20 protein-coding genes are annotated in these 17,998 nt (G+C 60.0%); 10 read left to right on the top strand and 10 right to left on the bottom strand.

The genetic code is table 11. The features are described from left to right. Position 1 precedes the first annotated feature (1 nt). Positions 2-721: a nucleotide-binding protein gene (locus tag MSL71_RS10510; RefSeq protein WP_180139994.1), complete on the bottom strand. Its 720-nt coding sequence runs from the start codon at positions 719-721 to the stop codon at positions 2-4. 617 nt (positions 722-1,338) lie between these two features. Between MSL71_RS10510 and MSL71_RS10515 the strand changes: the two genes are divergently transcribed. The 4 genes from MSL71_RS10515 (at position 1,339) to MSL71_RS10530 (ending at position 4,980) form a co-directional block, all read left to right on the top strand. After that, positions 1,339-2,460: an MlaE family ABC transporter permease gene (locus tag MSL71_RS10515; protein ID WP_180139997.1), complete on the top strand. Its 1,122-nt coding sequence runs from the start codon at positions 1,339-1,341 to the stop codon at positions 2,458-2,460. 1 nt (position 2,461) lies between these two features. Then, positions 2,462-3,232: an ABC transporter ATP-binding protein gene (locus tag MSL71_RS10520; RefSeq protein WP_218951002.1), complete on the top strand. Its 771-nt coding sequence runs from the start codon at positions 2,462-2,464 to the stop codon at positions 3,230-3,232. 47 nt (positions 3,233-3,279) lie between these two features. Continuing rightward, positions 3,280-4,278 (top strand): MlaD family protein, encoded by a 999-nt coding sequence (locus tag MSL71_RS10525; protein WP_180140000.1) that lies wholly within the window; start codon positions 3,280-3,282, stop codon positions 4,276-4,278. Between the two features lie 111 nt (positions 4,279-4,389). Then, positions 4,390-4,980 carry a PqiC family protein gene (locus tag MSL71_RS10530; RefSeq protein ID WP_180140003.1) on the top strand — a complete coding sequence of 197 codons (591 nt, stop codon included), beginning with the start codon at positions 4,390-4,392 and terminating at the stop codon, positions 4,978-4,980. Positions 4,981-5,062: 82 nt separating this feature from the next. On the opposite strand, the gene MSL71_RS10535 is transcribed toward MSL71_RS10530, so the two are convergent. Beyond that, on the bottom strand, positions 5,063-5,971 hold the full coding sequence (locus MSL71_RS10535; protein WP_180140005.1) for a hypothetical protein: 909 nt from the start codon (positions 5,969-5,971) through the stop codon (positions 5,063-5,065). 365 nt (positions 5,972-6,336) lie between these two features. On the opposite strand from MSL71_RS10535, the gene MSL71_RS10540 reads away from it, so the two are divergent. Next, entirely contained in the window at positions 6,337-7,899 is a 1,563-nt protein-coding gene (locus MSL71_RS10540; RefSeq protein WP_180140007.1) for a glycerol-3-phosphate dehydrogenase/oxidase, read from the top strand. A gap of 4 nt (positions 7,900-7,903) precedes the next feature. Here MSL71_RS10540 and MSL71_RS10545 read toward each other — a convergent pair whose 3' ends face one another. After that, positions 7,904-8,251 (bottom strand): hypothetical protein, encoded by a 348-nt coding sequence (locus tag MSL71_RS10545; RefSeq protein WP_180140009.1) that lies wholly within the window; start codon positions 8,249-8,251, stop codon positions 7,904-7,906. 242 nt (positions 8,252-8,493) lie between these two features. Between MSL71_RS10545 and MSL71_RS10550 the strand changes: the two genes are divergently transcribed. Together MSL71_RS10550 and MSL71_RS10555 are read left to right on the top strand one after the other, a co-directional pair. Further along, positions 8,494-9,117 (top strand): TetR/AcrR family transcriptional regulator, encoded by a 624-nt coding sequence (locus MSL71_RS10550; protein WP_180140011.1) that lies wholly within the window; start codon positions 8,494-8,496, stop codon positions 9,115-9,117. A 24-nt stretch (positions 9,118-9,141) separates the two neighbouring features. After that, on the top strand, positions 9,142-10,026 hold the full coding sequence (locus tag MSL71_RS10555) for an MBL fold metallo-hydrolase (RefSeq protein WP_180140013.1): 885 nt from the start codon (positions 9,142-9,144) through the stop codon (positions 10,024-10,026). Positions 10,027-10,094: 68 nt separating this feature from the next. Here MSL71_RS10555 and MSL71_RS10560 read toward each other — a convergent pair whose 3' ends face one another. The 3 genes from MSL71_RS10560 to MSL71_RS10570 form a co-directional block, all read right to left on the bottom strand. Further along, positions 10,095-10,715, bottom strand: a complete 621-nt coding sequence (locus MSL71_RS10560; protein ID WP_180140015.1) for an Rnf-Nqr domain containing protein — start codon at positions 10,713-10,715, stop codon at positions 10,095-10,097. Between the two features lie 225 nt (positions 10,716-10,940). Beyond that, positions 10,941-11,222 (bottom strand): peptidylprolyl isomerase, encoded by a 282-nt coding sequence (locus tag MSL71_RS10565; protein WP_343052620.1) that lies wholly within the window; start codon positions 11,220-11,222, stop codon positions 10,941-10,943. Between the two features lie 107 nt (positions 11,223-11,329). Continuing rightward, positions 11,330-11,992, bottom strand: coding sequence for an HAD family hydrolase (locus tag MSL71_RS10570; protein ID WP_180140017.1), 663 nt, complete (start codon positions 11,990-11,992; stop codon positions 11,330-11,332). Between the two features lie 475 nt (positions 11,993-12,467). On the opposite strand from MSL71_RS10570, the gene MSL71_RS10575 reads away from it, so the two are divergent. Further along, on the top strand, positions 12,468-12,767 hold the full coding sequence (locus MSL71_RS10575; protein ID WP_180140019.1) for a DUF2845 domain-containing protein: 300 nt from the start codon (positions 12,468-12,470) through the stop codon (positions 12,765-12,767). Positions 12,768-12,882: 115 nt separating this feature from the next. On the opposite strand, the gene MSL71_RS10580 is transcribed toward MSL71_RS10575, so the two are convergent. Next, entirely contained in the window at positions 12,883-13,599 is a 717-nt protein-coding gene (locus tag MSL71_RS10580; RefSeq protein WP_180140021.1) for an enoyl-CoA hydratase-related protein, read from the bottom strand. A gap of 18 nt (positions 13,600-13,617) precedes the next feature. Next, complete coding sequence (locus tag MSL71_RS10585; protein WP_180140023.1) at positions 13,618-14,367, bottom strand: enoyl-CoA hydratase/isomerase family protein; 750 nt, start codon at positions 14,365-14,367, stop codon at positions 13,618-13,620. Positions 14,368-14,974: 607 nt separating this feature from the next. Here MSL71_RS10585 and MSL71_RS10590 point away from each other — a divergent pair. Further along, entirely contained in the window at positions 14,975-15,454 is a 480-nt protein-coding gene (locus MSL71_RS10590) for a hypothetical protein (RefSeq protein WP_180140025.1), read from the top strand. 108 nt (positions 15,455-15,562) lie between these two features. On the opposite strand, the gene MSL71_RS10595 is transcribed toward MSL71_RS10590, so the two are convergent. Both MSL71_RS10595 and MSL71_RS10600 read right to left on the bottom strand, forming a co-directional pair. Further along, positions 15,563-16,150, bottom strand: a complete 588-nt coding sequence (locus tag MSL71_RS10595; RefSeq protein ID WP_180140027.1) for a hypothetical protein — start codon at positions 16,148-16,150, stop codon at positions 15,563-15,565. Beyond that, positions 16,147-16,545, bottom strand: a complete 399-nt coding sequence (locus MSL71_RS10600; protein WP_180140029.1) for a (deoxy)nucleoside triphosphate pyrophosphohydrolase — start codon at positions 16,543-16,545, stop codon at positions 16,147-16,149. The genes MSL71_RS10595 and MSL71_RS10600 overlap by 4 nt, the downstream gene beginning before the upstream one ends. Positions 16,546-16,917: 372 nt before the next feature. Between MSL71_RS10600 and MSL71_RS10605 the strand changes: the two genes are divergently transcribed. Beyond that, positions 16,918-17,715: a methyltransferase domain-containing protein gene (locus MSL71_RS10605; RefSeq protein ID WP_180140031.1), complete on the top strand. Its 798-nt coding sequence runs from the start codon at positions 16,918-16,920 to the stop codon at positions 17,713-17,715. Positions 17,716-17,998: the final 283 nt, after the last annotated feature.

Genomic DNA, 17,998 nt, shown 5'->3' on the forward strand with positions numbered 1-17,998 from the left:
GTTAGCGGTTGGAGTGCACCAGGCGCGCTCCCGCTTTTCCCGTCCCGGATCGGCGCGCAGGGCCGTGGCTTAAGGGAGAAAGGGGGTTCCGCCATTGGTTGGCGACAATGCCGAGTACCTGGGCCCCGCTTGACTGCAGTGCGCAGCAGGCGCGTTTGGTTTTGGACTTGGGGGTGACATGGGTCAGGGCCACGAGGATCACCCCGTCGGCGGCTTTGCCCAGGAGCATGGGATCGTTCATGTTCCGGTTGGTGGGGTAGACGGCCGAGGTGTCGATGAAGATCTGGTCGTACCTGTTTTTTGCCTCGTTGATCAGGGCCGCCTGGCTGGGGATGGAGCTGGCATCGTTCCAGCTCTCCGACTTGGCAAAGGCCGCGGCCGTGAGGATGGACAGGTCGCCCATGCCGGGCACGGCGATGACGTTGTCCAGAACATCATTGGATGCATTGGGTGGGGGCTCAGCGGGGATGCCGAACTGGGTGTGCACCTCCGGTGAGAACCAGTGGTAGTCGATAAGCAGCACCCTTTTCCCTTTTTCCCGTGCGGCCAGGGCCGCCAGGTTACAGGCCAGGGTCGTTTTACCCTCACCCCACCAGCCGCTGGTGATGAGAACGCTCCGGGGGGGCGACGTCCCTTTTTGTTCGAACACGACCGAGTAGATGCGTCGTGTTTCGGCGCTGTCCCTCAGGATGGACGACGTGTTGCTGTGTTTCCGATCCATGGAGTACCTTTAGGTTTTTGGATGTGTATAAAGATACGCATTCAACGGGCCCGTACACATGGTCACCGCCCCGGAAAGGGCTCACGGCCGTCTGTGGGGTGCGGGCTACGGTGTGTTTGGGTTGAACACAACGTCTCCTGTCACCGGACACAACGGGGCCGTTGGGTGGATGCGTCGGCATGTACGGACATCGGGATGTAAAACAGAATCACTTCAGGAAGGAATATCAGCAGGTTGGAATATCCATTTCGTCAAGCTGGGAAGTGGGGTGACGGGTGGTCTGGTGAAGCTCAGGGGGAATCGATGAATCCTGTGTGTTTAAGACCAAATATAGTCGAATGTGTTCTTGTTTTCAATGCAAATTAAGGTGGCACCCTTAGTTTTTTGAGGTGAGCGATGTTCAATTCAAGGGACCCCGGGCAGGCGTAAAGCCGTTGCTTGTCCGGGGTGGTTTTGGGACCGGATTTCCCTCCCAGGGGGCTATCCCGCTTGTATTATGGGTGCAATATACGTATATCTGTCTGGCATTGAGGGATAAACACGGAACATCCGGAGCCCGGGGCCGACAAGTCGGCACGGGCCGGAGCCACAGGATCGGGACAGGGAGCGAAAAAGGCATGCAGGAGCAGGGCGGTATCACCATCACAACGGAGCAGGAACAGGGCGTGGTCTCCCTTCACGGTCCCTGGGACCGGGCGGAAACGGGCCTTCGGGTTTCAGAGTCCCTTCTCGCCCTGGGGCCGGTGCGGAGGGTTCGTTTTGATACCACGGGGCTTGTCAGCTGGGATTCCCGCCTGGCCGTCTTTGTAAGCGGCCTGGTTGAGGACCTCAAGGCCCGGGACGTGACGGTGGATGAGAAAGGGCTTCCCACGGGGATGCTCCGGCTCATGGCCCTGGCCGCCCAGGGAGCCGGTGCGGCGGGCGCCTCGGTGAAGCCGCCGCGGGAACCGCTCCTGATGCGGGCGGGCCTGAAAGCCACGGCAGCGTGGGCGGTCCTTGTGGATTCCCTTGGCTTTATCGGGGAAACAGCCCTTGGCCTGGGCCGCCTGGTCACGGGCAGGGGGCGCTTCAGGCGCGACGATTTTTTCCTTCTCCTGCAGGACTGCGGAGCATCGGCCCTGCCCATTGTGTCGCTCATCAGCCTGGTTATCGGGGTGATCTTTGCCTTTGTGGGATCGGTGCAGCTCAAGTTGTTCGGGGCCCAGATTTATGTGGCGGATATTGTGGGACTTGCCATGGCCCGTGAACTGGGCGCCATGATGACGGGCATCATCATGGCGGGTCGCACCGGCGCCGCCTTTGCCGCCCAGCTCGGCACCATGCAGGTCAATGAAGAGGTGGACGCCCTCACCACCATGGGATTGAACCCGGCGGAGTACCTGGTGATTCCGCGGGTGGCGGCCCTGGTGATGATGATGCCTTTGCTCTGCCTGTATGCGGATTTTCTGGGCATCGGAGGGGGCATGGCCATCGGGGTGGGGATGCTGGACATTCCCCTGGTCCAGTACTGGAACCAGACCCGGGCTGCCCTTGACATCACCCAGTTTATGCACGGGATCCTCAAGAGCGCCCTCTACGGGGTCATCATCGCCATGGCCGGCTGCTATCACGGCATGCGGTGCGGTCGCAGCGCATCGGCTGTGGGGGATGCGGCCACCCGGGCCGTGGTGGCCGCCATTGTGGGCATCATCATCGCCGACGGCCTCATCGCCGTGGTCACCAGCATTATCGGAATGTAGCATGACAAACACACGTGTGGGGGATCCCCCCCTGAAAGTGACGGACCTCACCATGGCCTACGGCCCGCGGGTGATACAACGGGACCTCGCCTTTGAAGTGGCAAAGGGGGAGATCTTTATCATCATGGGGGGGAGCGGCTGCGGCAAGAGCACCCTGCTGCGCCATCTTGTGGGGTTGAAGGAGCCTGCCAGGGGAAAGGTCTTCCATGGCCGGACATCCCTGTATGATGCCTCGTCCCGGGAGCAGAGCGCCTTGATGCAGCGCATCGGGATTCTGTATCAGAGCGGGGCGCTTTTCAGTTCCATGACCCTTTTTGAGAACGTGGCCCTTCCCCTGTACCAGTACAGCGATTACACGGCGTCCGAAATTCGGGAGCTGGTGATGTTCAAGCTGGCCCTCGTGGGCCTGGGCGGATTTGAAGACCACCTTCCGGCAGAGATAAGCGGGGGCATGAAAAAACGGGCCGGCCTGGCCCGGGCCATGGCCCTTGACCCCGAGATTCTTTTTTTCGACGAACCCTCGGCGGGACTCGACCCTGTCAGTGCCCGTCGCCTGGACGACTTGATCCTGGAGCTCAAGGAGTCCCTGGGGGCCACCATCGTGGTGGTGACCCATGAACTGGCCAGTATTTTTGCCATCGGCACCGATTCGGTTTTTCTGGACGCAGAGACGAAGACCATGATCGCCTCAGGGCATCCCAGGGACCTTCTTGAACGGTCGGAGGATGCGCGGGTGGTCCGGTTTCTGACGCGTGGGGAAGACAGTCGGTAGGCGTCAGGAGCCGTGCAGAAGGGAACCTAATTCAGTTTGGAGCGGGCATGAAGCAGAAAGCAAAATTCAGTATCATCGGCGCCTTTGTCGTGGGGGGCTTCCTCCTGGCTTCGGCCATGGTGGTCACCTTCGGGGCCGGAGAGTTTTTCAAGGAGAAGGACCAGTATGTCCTCTATTTCGAGGATTCCCTCAAAGGGCTTGATGTGGGGGCCCCGGTGCGGTTTATGGGGGTCAAGGTCGGCAACGTGACAAGCATCGGCCTGGTGTTTGACATGAAGAACCTCTCCTTTACCACCCCGGTCCACATCGAGGTGGAGAGCGACCGGGTCAAGCTGATGGACTACGGCGCGAATACCGAGATGATCCTGGGGTCCATGAACGAGGATGATTTCAGGGAGGAACTGGTGAAGCGGGGGCTCAGGGCCCAGCTTAAGATCGACAGCCTCCTGACGGGCAAATTGTACGTGGCCATCGGGTTCCACCCGAACAAGGCGTACACCCTCACCGGCAAGTCAAAGGATGTCATGGAGTTGCCGACCGTTCTGTCCGATATCTCGGAGCTCTCGCGGGCCGTGGAGAACATCCCTGTGGAGGCCATTGCCGATCGGTTTCTCTCCACCGTGGATTCCATCGATCGCCTCATCGCCTCGGTGGAGGAGGACGATACCTTGGGGCAGATGAGCGAAGCCCTCGTGGCCTTCACCGATCTCATGCACCAGGCCAGGAAATCCCTGGACCCGATTGCCGACTCCATCGAAGGGGCGGCCACGGAGACAAAGAGCCTTGCGGTGAACTCCGGGGAAGGGATCCAGCGTACCTTAAAGGCCCTGGAAGAGGTGGCCGTCTCCTCCCAGTCCATGGTGGCCACGGCGGAAAAGACCATGCAGAGCCTCGATGCAGGCTTGGGAGCTGATTCAGCCGTCACCTACCGTTTGAACCGTATGCTAGGGGATGTCTCCGAGGCGGCCCGGGCCCTGCGGGCCCTGGCCGATTACCTGGAGAGGCACCCGGAAGCCCTGGTGTTTGGAAAGAACAAGGGGGAGTAAGGCCGCCGAGCAACGACGCAACGACATGCGGGGCGTTCGTCTTTATGGGCCTCGCAAGCTGATCGCCTGTTAAGGCTTTGTTTCCGACGTTTATACCACTGGAGAAAAAAGATGCCGAAGACTGTTAACCTGATTGTTGTGGGCGCGTTTCTGTTGATGGCGGGGTGCGCCTCCTCGTCTGCCGTGGTGACCTATCACCTGCTTCATCCCGTGGCCGCACCCGTGGAGGCCGGGCACTGGGACCCGTCGACCTACGTGGTGGTGGGGCCTGTGGAGCTGCCCTCGTACCTGGACCGCCCCCAGATGGTGTCCCGTCGAAGCGATCACACCCTTTCGGTAAACGAGTACCAGCGGTGGGCAGAGCCCCTGGATGAGGGCATCGCCCGGACCGTGGCGGAGAACCTTTCGCAGCTCACCGGTGGGGAGAAGATGTTCCTCTACCCCTTTGATGCGCCCAAGGCATCGGCCACCATGCAGGTTTTTATGGATGTGGTGCGGTTTGACACCGATGAGGCGGGAAAGGCCGTGCTGGATGTGCGGTGGGGGCTGAAAAATGGAAAAAGGGAGACCCTCTTGACCCGGCACACTTCCCTTTCCGGGGTGGTGGACGGTGAGGACCAACCGGCCCGGGCCCGGGCCCTGAGCCGATTGGTTGCAGAGTTCAGCAGAGACGTGGCCCGAACCCTTGTGAACCCGGAGTAAGGTCCCGTCGTCAAAAAATATCATCCCAAGGGGTGTCGGGGGGGAGGACACCCCTTGGGGTTTATCTCCCGGGCGGGCCGGATCAGCTCATGGCCTTGAACATCCCCGTCACTCCGTCACCGCCTGAAAAGTCCCCCAGGTCCACCTTGACCGGCTCCAGCAGGGTGGGGTCGACACCGAAACCTTCCATCATCAGGGTGTCCAGAACCCGGATCTTGTGGCGCATCTCCTCTTCGGTGTGGGACGGCCCGATCATCCCCTGCATCATCATGGTCTCCATGGTCAGGGTCTTTAACCCCTCTTCAAACTGATGGGCTTTTTCCGCAGCCGCTTCCATGTCCTGGCGGATGGCCATGAAGTGATCCTGCAGAGAGTGACCACCGCCAAAGGAGCTCATGGTGATGATGGCGGTCACCAGGTGGTCTTCCAGGTCCGCTCCCCGTTTTGCCAGCCCCTTGAGAAGCCGATTGAGAAACCCCGTGGTTTCGTCGGTCCATCGCATTTTTTCACCCCTGAGCAGCACAAGGAAAAGATCGTCCCGTCCACCGGCCAGGTGGGCCCGTGCGGCGTCCACCACGCTTTGCGGCGGGTTGGCCTTCACGTTGAGTCGTTTGACGAACAGCTCCATGCACTCCCTGGGCAGGGTGACGCACACCGGCTCGGTGGCACCTTCCAGGGTGATGTTCACGTCCACTGTTTCTTTGCAGACGGCATCCAGAAGTGTTTTTTCGTCCTCGGCGGTGAACCTGAACTCGTCAAAGAGGGGTTCGAGCCTCAGCTTGGTCCGGCGGTCGGGGAAAAAGAGCAGCTCAAAGAGCATGTCCCGGTCGGGGTGGTCCTCATCGTTAAAAGCGAGGCGCAGCTCCTCGGGGGTGGTGATGGAAAAGGTGGACTCCAGAAAGTGTGACATCTCTTTTTCAGGGGTGATTCCCCTGCGAAGTTCTTCGAGAAGTGTACGGGTCAGCTCCTCGTGTTGGCTTTTTTTGTTCATGGTCTTTCCTTAGTATTGAATGATCCATGGTTGAACATCTGGTACCTGGCCGAACGCCTTTGGGATGGTCCAGAGTTTTGACGGGGCTGGCTTTTCGACATAAGATGGTCATGCAAATGTCAACGCGCCGGGTAATGCATGGGAGGGATCGGCGGGCCGATGTGACCGGTGCGGAGTGAAGGGGACGTGAGAAAGGAGTGAATGGCGCTTACTTGTTCATAATATAATGGCTTTACGCCGCAGCGCAAATTAATTTTCGGCGACGGACTGTTTTGCGGATGCCCGGGCACCGCTGGGAAAAACAGGACGGCGCCGGGGCGGACCTGTGGCGTGAATCGACTCAATGCAGCGGAAAAGGAGGTACCATGGATCGAACCGGGATGCTCAGTCAGGCGGCAGAACACGGACGCGTATGGGACATGATCGTGGTGGGCGGAGGGGCCACCGGCCTGGGAGTGGCCGTGGAGGCCGCTTCGCGGGGATACACCACCCTGCTTCTGGAGCAGGCGGATTTTTCACAAGGCACCTCCAGCCGAAGCACCAAGCTCATCCATGGCGGTGTCCGGTACCTTCAGCAGGGAAACATCACCCTGGTGCTGGAGGCCCTCCACGAGCGGGGCCTGCTTTTTCACAACGCCCCGCACCTGGCCCGTCACCAGTCCTTTATCGTGCCCAACTACAGCTGGTGGGAGGGCCCGTTTTACGGCATCGGCATGAAGGTCTACGACATGCTGGCCGGAAAGCTCGGCATCAAGCCGTCCAAGCACTTGAGCCGCCAGCGGACCCTTGAACTCATCCCCACCCTGGAGCCGGAAGACCTGAAGGGCGGCGTCATGTACTACGACGGCCAGTTCGATGACGCCCGCCTGGCCATCACCCTGGCCCTCACCGCAGAGGATCACGGGGCGTGCCTTGTCAACGGCATGCGGGTGGAAGGGCTCATCAAGAACCAGGGGCTGGTGTCCGGGGTGCGGGCCGTGGACGCGGAGAGCGGTGACGAGCTGGAGATCATGGGGCACTGCGTGGTAAACGCCACCGGGATGTTCGTGGACGAACTCTGCCTGCTGGACGACGCCGCCCGGGAGCCCATGATCGCCCCGAGCCAGGGGGTGCACATCGTCCTGGACAAATCCTTTCTGCCCGGAGACAGCGCCATCATGGTCCCGCAGACCGATGACGGCCGCGTCCTTTTTGCCGTGCCGTGGCACGACTGTGTCATTGTGGGCACCACGGACACCCCCATTGAAAAGCCCCTCATGGAGCCCGATCCCAAGGAAGAGGAGATCGAATTCCTGCTCACCCATGCCGCCCGGTACCTCACGAAAAACCCCGAGCGAAGGGATGTCTTAAGCGTATTTGCAGGCGTTCGCCCCCTCATCGGGTCCACAAACGCCAAAAAGACCGCGGCCCTCTCCCGGGATCACCACCTGGAGATCTCCAACTCGGGCCTGGTCACCATTGCAGGGGGCAAGTGGACCACCTACCGGAAGATGGGGGAAGACGTGGTGGACCATGCCGCAAAGGTGGCCGGACTCCCGGAACGGCCCTCAAGGACGGCCTACCTCAACCTCCACGGGTGGTCCGCAGACGAGGCGGGCAACGCCCCCTACACCCTCTACGGCAGCGACGCACGCCTGATCAAGCGCCTGGAAAAGGAGACCCCGGATCTGGCCGAGCCTCTCCACGAGAAGCTGCCCTACCGCAGGGCCGAGGTGGTCTGGGCCGCCCGGCACGAAATGGCACGCACCGTGGAGGATGTCCTCTCCCGCAGGACCCGGGCCCTGATCCTGGACGCCCGGGCCGCCATGGAAGCGGCTCCGGATGTGGCAAACCTCATGGCCGGGGAGCTCGGCAAGGACAACGCCTGGGCCGATGATCAGGTGCGCGCCTTCAGGGAATTGGCCACCGGTTATATCCTGGAAGGGTAACGGGTTACTTCATTCCCTTGGCAAGGGCCATGAGGCCCTTGCCAAGGAGCCAGCAGGCCAGGGCGAGCAGGGGAAAGGCGATGAGGGCCGGGGTGTTGGCGAGTTTGGCGGCCCCCAGGATCAACTGGCGCCGAATGGCCGAGAGCCTGTCGTCCAGGATGAGCTGGAGAAAGCCCAGGTCTGCGGCCTGGTGGGTTTTCAGCCAGGCCCAGCCCCCCTTGTCGATGACGAGCATGATTTGAAGGATAAGGGCCTTGATCGTGACGATGACGGAGAGGGTGACCCCTGCCAGGGGGATGTAGGCCAGGTAGTGGAGGGCAACCGACGTTGCCTTGGATGCCGGGTGACTCATGGGAACCTCGCGGGATTGTGTGGATGGCGGCACAAAAAAACGGACACACGCCGTGAACGCATGGTTTTCCGGGGCACATCATCAGGTTGTGGGTGGTGACGGTCAAGTTATAATACGGTTCGGGGGTTGGCAACAGGGTTTTCTCCGAATCAGAGGATAAACGGGTTGATTCCCGCCATGGTGTGGGATACACTCCTCTTTTTTTATGACCGGTCGGTCGGTCATAACATATGGAGGGCGAGATGCCGAAGATTGTGGACAAAGAGGCCAGGCGGGAAGAGATCGCCGAGAAAGCCGCCCATCTTTTTTTCCTTGAGGGGTACGAGAACACACCGGTTCGGGCCATCACCGAGGCGGCAGGTATCTCCAAGGGCTCCTTTTACGACTATTTTTCGTCCAAGGAGGAGATCCTGGGCTTTATTGCCGAGGCGCGTTTTCGCAAGTGGCGGGACCTGTTTGAAGGGGCCGTGCGTTCGGTCGAGGGCCAGGGTGCCGCAGCCGAGCTATCGGCGGTGGTGACGGAGGCCATCCGGTCGGTGGCGTCCCTGACGCCCCATACGGTGAATATGCTGGACCTCTGGCGCATGGCCATGCGCGGCCGTGGCGCCTCGGACCTGGCACACGCCATGGACCGTGCCATGGCCGAGCTTCGGGCCATTCTGGAAACGGTGGTGGACAAGGGGAAGGCCGCAGGCGAGTTCCGCGGAGACACCGACTCCCGGGCCACGGCCGTGGGTGTCCTGGGGCTGGTCTCCGGGCTTACCATGCATGTGAACATGATGAACACCACCCCCATGGATCCGTCCCACATGGCTGAGAAGACCTGCGGGCTGATTTTGTCGGGGATAGAAATAAAGGCGCTGTAACGCGCCGGACGGACAGGTATACGGATGGTAGTGTCGTTGGGAGATGGTATCTCCCTGATTGTGAATGCAGGGTACGGCGGGTCAAACTGCCTGTATGTGGACGGAGAGCAGCGGGTCCTTGTGGAGACCGGCGGGGAAGAGGGCCTGTCGGAAATCGATCCCGAGGGCGTGGACCTTATTATCAACACCCATCGCCACATCGATCATGTCAAGGGCAACGGGTTGTTTCCAAAGGCCAGGGTGTGTGTTCACCCCGACGAGAGGGCGGCCATGGGGGATGTGGACCTCGTGGCAGCCAGCGGCGGGTGGCCCCGCCTCATGGACGGGGGATTCCAGGATTACATGGACGAGTTTCCCGTGGACCCGGACCTGCTGTACGCCGAGCGCCCGGTCCACGGGACCCTTACGGACGGCGAGGTGATCGACTGCGGGCGGACCCGCATGGAGGTCCTTCATACCCCCGGCCACACCGCAGGGCATTGCGCCCTGTTTTTTCCCGAGGAGGAGCTTCTTTTTGCAGGGGATATCTGCTTAACGGCGGTGGGACCCAACTATGCCGATCCCGATGCGGACATCGACAAGCTTATGGACTCCATTGATCGGATCGCGGCCCTGAAGCCCAAAGCCCTGGTGTCATCCCACAGCAAACAGGTATTCAACGGCAATTCCGCAGAGGTGCTCTCCGAGTTCCGGGGGCGCATCCTGCGTCGGGAAGAGAGGGTTCTGGCCGCCATCAGGGAGCAGCCTGCTGATATCCATGCCCTGGCGGCAAGACGGCTCATCTATCCCCGTCACCCCACCCGCTTTGTTGTGTTCTGGGAAAAGAGCATGATCGAAAAACACCTTCTCCGCCTGGAAAAGGCCGGGCTTGCCGAGGTATCCGAGGATGGAATCTGGCATCCGGTGTAGAGATGCCTCCACCTCGCCGCCGGAGGCACGTTTTTTGAGCCGACTTTAACCATAGAAGGTCGCCTATCTCAGGGCTCTTCCCTCTTTTTCTTGTTTTCCCGCGCCCCATAGGCGATGAGCCCCAGAAGGGCCCCTCCGGCCACGGCACCGTAAAAGGGGTTTTTGCCGTAGTGTGACAAAAGCTGGGTGAGAAAGCCGACAAAGAGGAGGTAAGCGGTGAATCCCAGGCCCGTGAAGGCGCCGTCCACAAGGGATTCCCGCACAGGGTGACGGCGGGGAAACCCGCCGAACCGGCTGAGGATCAGGCAGCCGATGGGGATATAGGGGGAGAGGCCCTGGACATGGGGAAAGAGCCCGGGGGCTAGGAGCCGCAGGAAAAGTTCCAGAAAGGGGATGAGCATGGAGGCGCAGAGAAGGTAGAGCATCCCCCGAAGCACGGGCAGGACGTACCGAAGGGAAGACGGCGCCTCCCTCAGGAAACAGGGCGAGGAGGACGCCCAGGAGAAGAAGGCGTTGGCGGTCAAAAGCACCAGGGTTGTGCCGCCTCCCAGGAAGAGGGCCGAGAGGACACCGGTACTCACCGAAAAGAGACTCACCAGCCAGAAAACACTGAAAAAAACCACCCACCCCGGCGGATCGATCCACACATCATAAAAAAAACGGCGGAAAAGGCGCCCCACTAAGTTCATGCGATGCTCCCTGTTGCTCAGGTTGAGACGACGTGGCCGTGCGGTCGGCCCCGGTTGTGTATGTGCTATCTGATATATCACAAAAACCATAGCACAGTTTGGACCGAAGGAGCAGGATATTTGGAAGGGGGAACCCAGGTGCGCCCCGGGTGTGCATGGATTGCCCCGGGACCGACACATATCGCGTCCCGGGGCGGGGACAAGCATGGGATGGAGCCCATGGCATCAGTCCTTACGGCTGATGACCTCCACGAGGTGGTAGCCGAAGTCTGTTTTGACGGGGCCTGTGACCACGCCGGGCTCTGCGGAGAAGACCACCTTATCAAACTCGGGTACCATCTCACCGGGCTGGAACTCGCCCAGGAATCCTCCCTGGTCACCGGAGGGGCAGGTGGAGAATTTTTTGGCGAGCTTGGCGAAATCACCGCCGTTTTCTATCTTTTTCTTCAGGTCGTTGCACTCTTTTTCGGTTGCCACAAGGATGTGGCGGGCTTTTGCACTGGCCATGATGTTGTCCTTTGTCGATGACGATGGGTTTCGGGTGTCGGCCTGTGTCCCGTTGGAGCACTGGCCCAAAGCTTTTCTATACCATGCCCCGAGCCGTGAGCGGAGGATTATCTCTGCAGGGCGTCTTCCACCCAGGCCGCGACGGCAGAGGGGGATTCGGCCACCGGGTGGCCGGCGGGCCCCCGTTCAAGGCCCCATCCGTAGGAGACGCCCAAAAAGGGAGCCCCTGCCTTTTCTGCGGCAAGCCGGTCCGAGGGCTGGTCTCCCACAAAGAGAAGGGCGGTGACCGGAATGCCCAGGGCATGCGCTCCGAGCCGGATGGCATCGGCTTTGGGCATGCCGTCGGTTGTGTCCCGGGCAAAGACGCAATGGGGGTGAAAAAGGGTGAACAGATCGCCCAGGGGGCCCTGGACATTGGCCAGGGTGTTGGCCGTAACAATGCCCAGGGGAAGGCCCGAGGCCGAGAGGCTGCGGAGCATCCGGGGAACGCCTTCGAACAGCGGAATGCGGTAGCGGTCCGTAAACCCGGCGCGATACTCCCGGTCTCCTTTTCGGGCAGCCTCTTCGGGGAACCCCACAGCACGAAAAAAGGCCGTCATGGGGCTGATGGGAATCCCGCTTGCGGCGATTTTCTTGAACGCGTCACTGTTCGGGATGTCCAGTCCCAGGGCGTACCGGGCGTTTAACTCCCTGCAGATGGCAAGGTGGGGGGGAAGGGAGTCCAGGAGGACCCCGTCCACGTCGAAAAACACGGCCTTTATTTCGGGCATGGTGTGGTTGACCTCCAACGGGCGGTTGCAGGGGCCTGGTCCGGGGCCCGGCAGCGCAGATAAAAGTGTGGGTATCGCATGAACTGGCACCTTGAGATGCACTCGAACCCTTCTTCTGCACACCATATCAGAAAAGAGTCCGGGGCGGAGGGTGTGTTTTTGGCTTTATCCCGGGGGCGCTGCCGGAAGGGGATAGTTTTGCCTGATCTTGCGTAAATGGAAGTGTTGACAGTGCTTTTCAGGTGCTGGTATCATGAAAAGGTGATTGGGTGCCTTCTTCCCCCTCAAGATTCATCTTTCGTGCTTTTCGTTTTCCTGTATCTGTTTTTTCATGCATTTTCAGTTGTGTCCGGTCGATCCGCCTGTCTGCCGATGTCAGACAGGAATGTCATGGCTTTTTTTCGAGTTGTGCCTGCATATGGGGCAACCCTCGAAGACGCCTGTGGTACCCCATAAACCTGTATAAGGAGCGAACATGATACGAGTAAAAAGTCTGGCTGTTGCCATGGTTGCCGCTTTTTTGCTGGCGTCGGCAGTACCGGCCGTTGCCGCCACCTCATTCCGGTGCGGGTCCACCATCGTCAAGCCTGGGATGCTTGACGTGGATATCCTGAACAACTGCGGCGAGCCCTCCAGCAGGGAGATTGTCGGGAAAACCACCGGTAAAATGGAGCTCAACATCGAGCGGTGGGTCTACGGCCCCATCAGCGGGTACATGTACATCCTCTATTTTAAAGCCGGAACCCTGGAAAAAATCGAATCCTACCGGCCCTGATCGGGCTTATATCAGCTTTTCCGATGCGGTTTCCCCCGGAAAGATAAACGGCACGGTCTGCCCTTTGCCCGTGAACCTCTGGTTCACGGGTTTTTTATTGGGCCGGCGCAAGCTGTCAACACTTCAGGGCCTTGGATGCGAAGGTTTTGAAGGCCGATTTTTCACGGGCGAGGCCCTCATCCACATGGGCGCCGCTCTGTACTTCGATAAAGGTTTTCACGGTGTGCATCATGGCACGGTTTACCGAAGCGATGCTCTCCGCGAGCTCCAGGGCCCGTGTGAGAAGGGCCTCCCGGGGCACCACCTCATTGACCAGGCCCCAGCCAAAGGCTTTTTCCGCCGGGACCTTTTCGCAGGTCAGGGAGATCTGGAGGGCACGCCTCCGGCCCACGGCCTGCTGAAGGAGCTGGGTCATGCCCCAGCCGGGGTGGATGCCGATTTTGGCGTGGGTGTCCATGAAGTAGGCCGTGTCGTCTGCGATGAGAAAATCGCAGTTCAGGGCCAGCTCAAAGCCTCCGGTGACGGCGTAGCCGCTCACCGCCCCGATGACCGGTGTGGCACACTCCTGAAACACGTCCACCATGTCTTTTCCGTCCCCTCGGGGGTTGACCAGGTTGTCTGTGGCAAGGCAGTCCAGGTCGATGCCCGAGCAGAAGCTGGTCCCCTGGCCGCAAAGGACCAGGGCGCCTACGTCGTTGTCGTTATCGCCCTTTTCCACGCAGTCGAATAACTCCGTGAGCAGCTGCTGGGTGATGGCGTTGCGGCGCTCGGGGCGGTTAAGGGTGATGAGCCCCACGGCTCCCTTTTTTTCGTACATTACAACCGGGGTCATGGCGGGTGTCTCCTGTGGCTACTGGTTCGGGTTGTGCATGGCAAAGGCCATGAGCATCTGGTTGCGGTCCTCCATCTGGAGGCAGGCCTCCAGGCCCCCCGCATCGATGTTGGCGTTGATGGCTTCCTTGGTCATGCGAATGCCCAACGGGTTTTTCGAGAGCATGATGGTGGCCAGCTCCGTTGCCGTGGGGATCATGGCCTCCCTGGGGACCACGCGGCTCGCAAAGCCTAAAGCCATGGCCTCTTCTGCGCCCATCCAGTTGCCGGTAAGGAGGTACTCGTTGGCCCGGCCCGAGCCGATGAGTCTGGGCAGGAAGTAGCTGGAGGCCATGTCCGCCCCCCCTAAACCGATGTTGATGTAGGCGGCGGAGAAGCGGGCGTTGTCGGCGAGGATGCGGATGTCCGAGGCCATGGTCAGGGAAAAGCCGATGCCTGCGGCGGCACCGTGGACACAGCAGATCACAGGTTGCGGTATGCGGCGCATGGCCAGCATCAGGCGGCTCATGCGTGCCTGGGCGTTGTAGGCGTCGACGGGGCGCATGGCAAAGATCTCCGGGCCGTATCCCTGCATGTCCAGGCCTGCGCAGAAGCCTTTGGCCTGTCCACCGTCCAGGATGAGGACCCCCACCTCTTCGTTGTACATGAGCTCTGCGAAAAGGGTCTCCATTTCGCGGACCATCTCTTCGTCAAAGGCGTTGTACTTATCCGGCCGGTTGAGGGTGAGTCGGCCGATGCGTCCGTCGCAGCTAAACGTGAGTCGTTCCATGGCGGTCTCCGTGTCCGTCGGTGGTTGGGTGGGGTGTGGCATCGAAAAGGTGCGCTGTCCTGCATGCTTACAGGGGGAGCTACACGGCATGGGGCGGCGCGGTGTGTTGTCCCGGAAATGCTAATGGGATTGCTCTTTGTTCGTCAACGAAAAGAGTGGCACCCATGGAAAAAAGTGGGGGCTGAGGGGTGTTTTTTCACCTTATCCCTTTGGGACGCCTGGCGTGGGACCGTGTCTTTCGCAACGTCGACAGGGCTTTTGCGATGGGGGGTCGTTTTTTTGTAACGGATTGATTTCAATGGGCTTGAACCTCCAGTTCACGGCATGGTATATTAAACTAAAATTCAATCCAGGGAGTCCATCTGATGATGCCCTGTTGATATCCTTCTCTTTATTCCATTCATTCCAAATCTTTCTTCTTTTCGGTCATACTTTCCAGACTTCTCCCCGATTGAGCTGTTCTTGCAACAGTGGTCATTCGTAATGGTGCGGGCTTCCTTCTGTTTTCGAGGTCGGCAACCCCAACGACCTGCGCATCCGGCCTGGGTCGTTCAATGATCTCGTCGGCATGCATGTCGGCACAAGTGAGCCAAATGGAGGCAAAAAAATGAAAGCTCTCAAACGATGTGTGACCCGTTTTCTTGCTGTAGCCTTGGTGGTGACGGCGGCCACCCTGGTGGCCGGACCGGTTTCTGCCGGGGTGTTTGATTTTACGTACGGACGGGTCGCCGAACCGGGCAGCGACCTGTATGCTCTGGGCAACGAAGCCCTTGAACGGGGTCTTGGGGGGACAGCCTATTTTACCAACGGTGAGGGCCGTGTGGTGGAAGTCCGGGCCAAGAAGATGGCGAGCGGGGATTTGCGCGTCACCAAGCGGCGGGTTTTTATCCCCAAGAATTACGTGGCAAAAAACCATGACCAAACCCTTGAAGCCGAGCAGACTTACAGCCGCCTTGAGGAGCTGGCCGAGGAAAGCCCCTGGGTCGGTGGGTATGCGTTGCTGCCCCAGAACGAGGGATATGAAGCCTACAAGTTTGGGGTAATGGTGGAGACCGAGTTCAACAGGAACCACGTCTCGGACAATTGATGACAGACACGTGATAACAGATAGACAGGGCAGGCGCCGTGACAGCTCGTTTCCATGGCGCCGCCCAGGCCTGATCAAAAGGGTGCATGACGTTCATGCACCCTTTTTTTATGCGCGGGGAGAGGAGACGATCCGTGGGCAGGCCCGGCCCCCATGGGGATCTTTGAACCGGCCCCTGAAGGCACCGTTGCCTTCAGGGTCGCACCAGAGAGCCGGTTTACCGGGGCTCAGCGGGGCAATCATCCGGCTCCAGAACCGGTTGCGAAGGGCCACCTGGTTCATGAAAAGGGGCCCCTCGGAGTCCATGAGGGGGAGGCCGTTGCCATCGGTCTTCGGGACCATGGCGTCGGTGGAGGAGAGGGAACCGGTGAGGATCAATCGCTCCCGTACGTCGGCGGGAAGGTGCCCGTGGAGGCGCGACCAGATCCAGGAGCCGATGCCGCGTCGTTTTAAAGCATCGGGCAGGGAAAACCGCCCCACACACATGAGGAGCTCATCCCGGCTGTTTGTGAACCAGCTCTGGGATTGGGCGTGGCGTCGGGTGGCACCGCCTGAAGAGGGATCGGGGTAGGTGAGGGTGATGGTGACGCGGCCGTGGCCCTCGGAGGGCATGGAAAAGGAGAAGGCCACCTCACACAACAGGGTGCGCTGGCTTGCACAGAACAGGCGATACGGAATAGGGGGGCTTTTCTTCACCTGGCCTGGGATTCCTCGCGCTGCATGTATCGTCTGGCAAGGGGCAGGTCGGGCTCAAGGAGGTCGTAGGAGAGAAGGTCCCGGGGGCGTACCCAGTCGATGCGGTCATGGTCTGTGGGGGCAAGGTCCCCGGACTCCCACTTCAGCTCGTAGCCCAGCAGGCGGATGGCGGCGGTACCGGTGTGGGCGATGCTCTCCCCGACGTAGGTTACGACCGAGGCACGGATGCCCAGTTCCTCACGGATTTCCCGGACAATGGCCTCCTCCGGGGTCTCTCCGTCCTCAACCTTTCCCCCGGGAAATTCCCAGCGGCCCCCATGGCGGGTGCCGGCTCGGTGCCGCGCAACAAGAATGGTTCCTTTTTTGCGGATAATGGCTGCAACGACGGTGAGCATGGGATGTTCCTTGTGGGTTCGGGTAAAAAAAAGAAATGTACCCTATCAGCTCAACCAACGGCGCGCAAGTCTTCCCGGGTGCTTCCTCTGGGCCAACGCATGTAGATTTTTGCCTCCGGCGCCCTGTCGGAGGATGCGTCCCTTCAAGGCATAGCCTCTCTTCTTTATTTTATTACCGAAACGTTTTTGCGGAGCTTTTTTCAAAAAGCGACCCGCCGGAGGCAAGTGGATTATTACATGCGTTGGCCCCCGGCGCTTCCTGGGCGCCCCTGCGTTTTTTTGGGGCCGTTGCCTCGACTTTGGGGGGGAATGGGTGTATCTGGAAGCAGGATAACCGGAAAAGGATAGACCCCAACCCACAGGACAGGACCCATGGACGACAGCCACCCCAGAGAAGACCGAAATTTTGACGACCTGGCCGATCGCTTTGCAAAGAACATCTACGGCACCACCAAAGGGCGCATTCGCCTGGCCCTGCTCACCGAAGACCTGCAGGAGAACCTGCCCGGCCTGTACGAAGGAGACCGGCCCCTGGAGATTCTGGATGCGGGGTGCGGCATGGCCCAGATGGGTTGCGAGCTGGCTGCAAAGGGGCATCGGGTGCATTTTTGTGATCTGTCTGAGCGGATGCTGGATCTTGCGGGCACCATGGCCTCGGAGGCAGGGGTGACCGAGCGTTGCTCTTTTCACCACGGGCCGTTTCAGGCGTTTATCAACGGAAAAAAAGGGGCCTTTGATGTGATTCTCTTCCATGCCGTCCTGGAGTGGCTGGTGGAGCCCAGGGCCTCCCTGGAAACCCTGGTGGGATCCCTGGCGCCGGGGGGCTCCCTTTCCCTGATGTTTTACAACGTCAACTGCCTTATCCATCGCAACGCCATTCTCGGCAACTTTCGCAAGGTGATGTCCGGGGAGTTCGGCGGATTTTCCAGGAGCTTTACCCCCCTTCATCCCCTGGACCCTTCAGAGGTGGAGACGTGGGTGGCCGGGATGGGGCTTACCGTGCTTCGGAAAACCGGGGTACGGGTGTTCACTGAATACATGCGAAAGGATGTCCTGAAGGACCGGAGCTATGAGGATACCCTGGAGGTGGAACGGGCTCACTGCCGCAAAGAGCCCTTTGCCTCCATGGGACGCTATGTGCATCTGCTTTGTCGCAAAGAGATGGAATAAAGGAACGACACGCATCATCTCCGGCGCAAGATGGGGCACCTTGAAACCCTGTGGCGAATGCACGGCGGCCGCCATCACACACATGTTTTCGGCGTACTGGCGTGGCCTCTGGCATCGGGTCAACGATTTCGTCGGTGGGCATAAAAAAACCGGCCCAACGGTCGGTTTTTTCTGGCATCCATTCTGTTTTTGGCTAAAATTCCCTATTCCCTATTCCCTATTCCCTATTCCCTATTCCCTATTCCCTATTCCCTATTCCCTATTCCCTATTCCCTATTCCCTA

The organism is Desulfoluna butyratoxydans (assembly GCF_900699765.1).
Lineage (GTDB): Bacteria > Desulfobacterota > Desulfobacteria > Desulfobacterales > Desulfolunaceae > Desulfoluna > Desulfoluna butyratoxydans.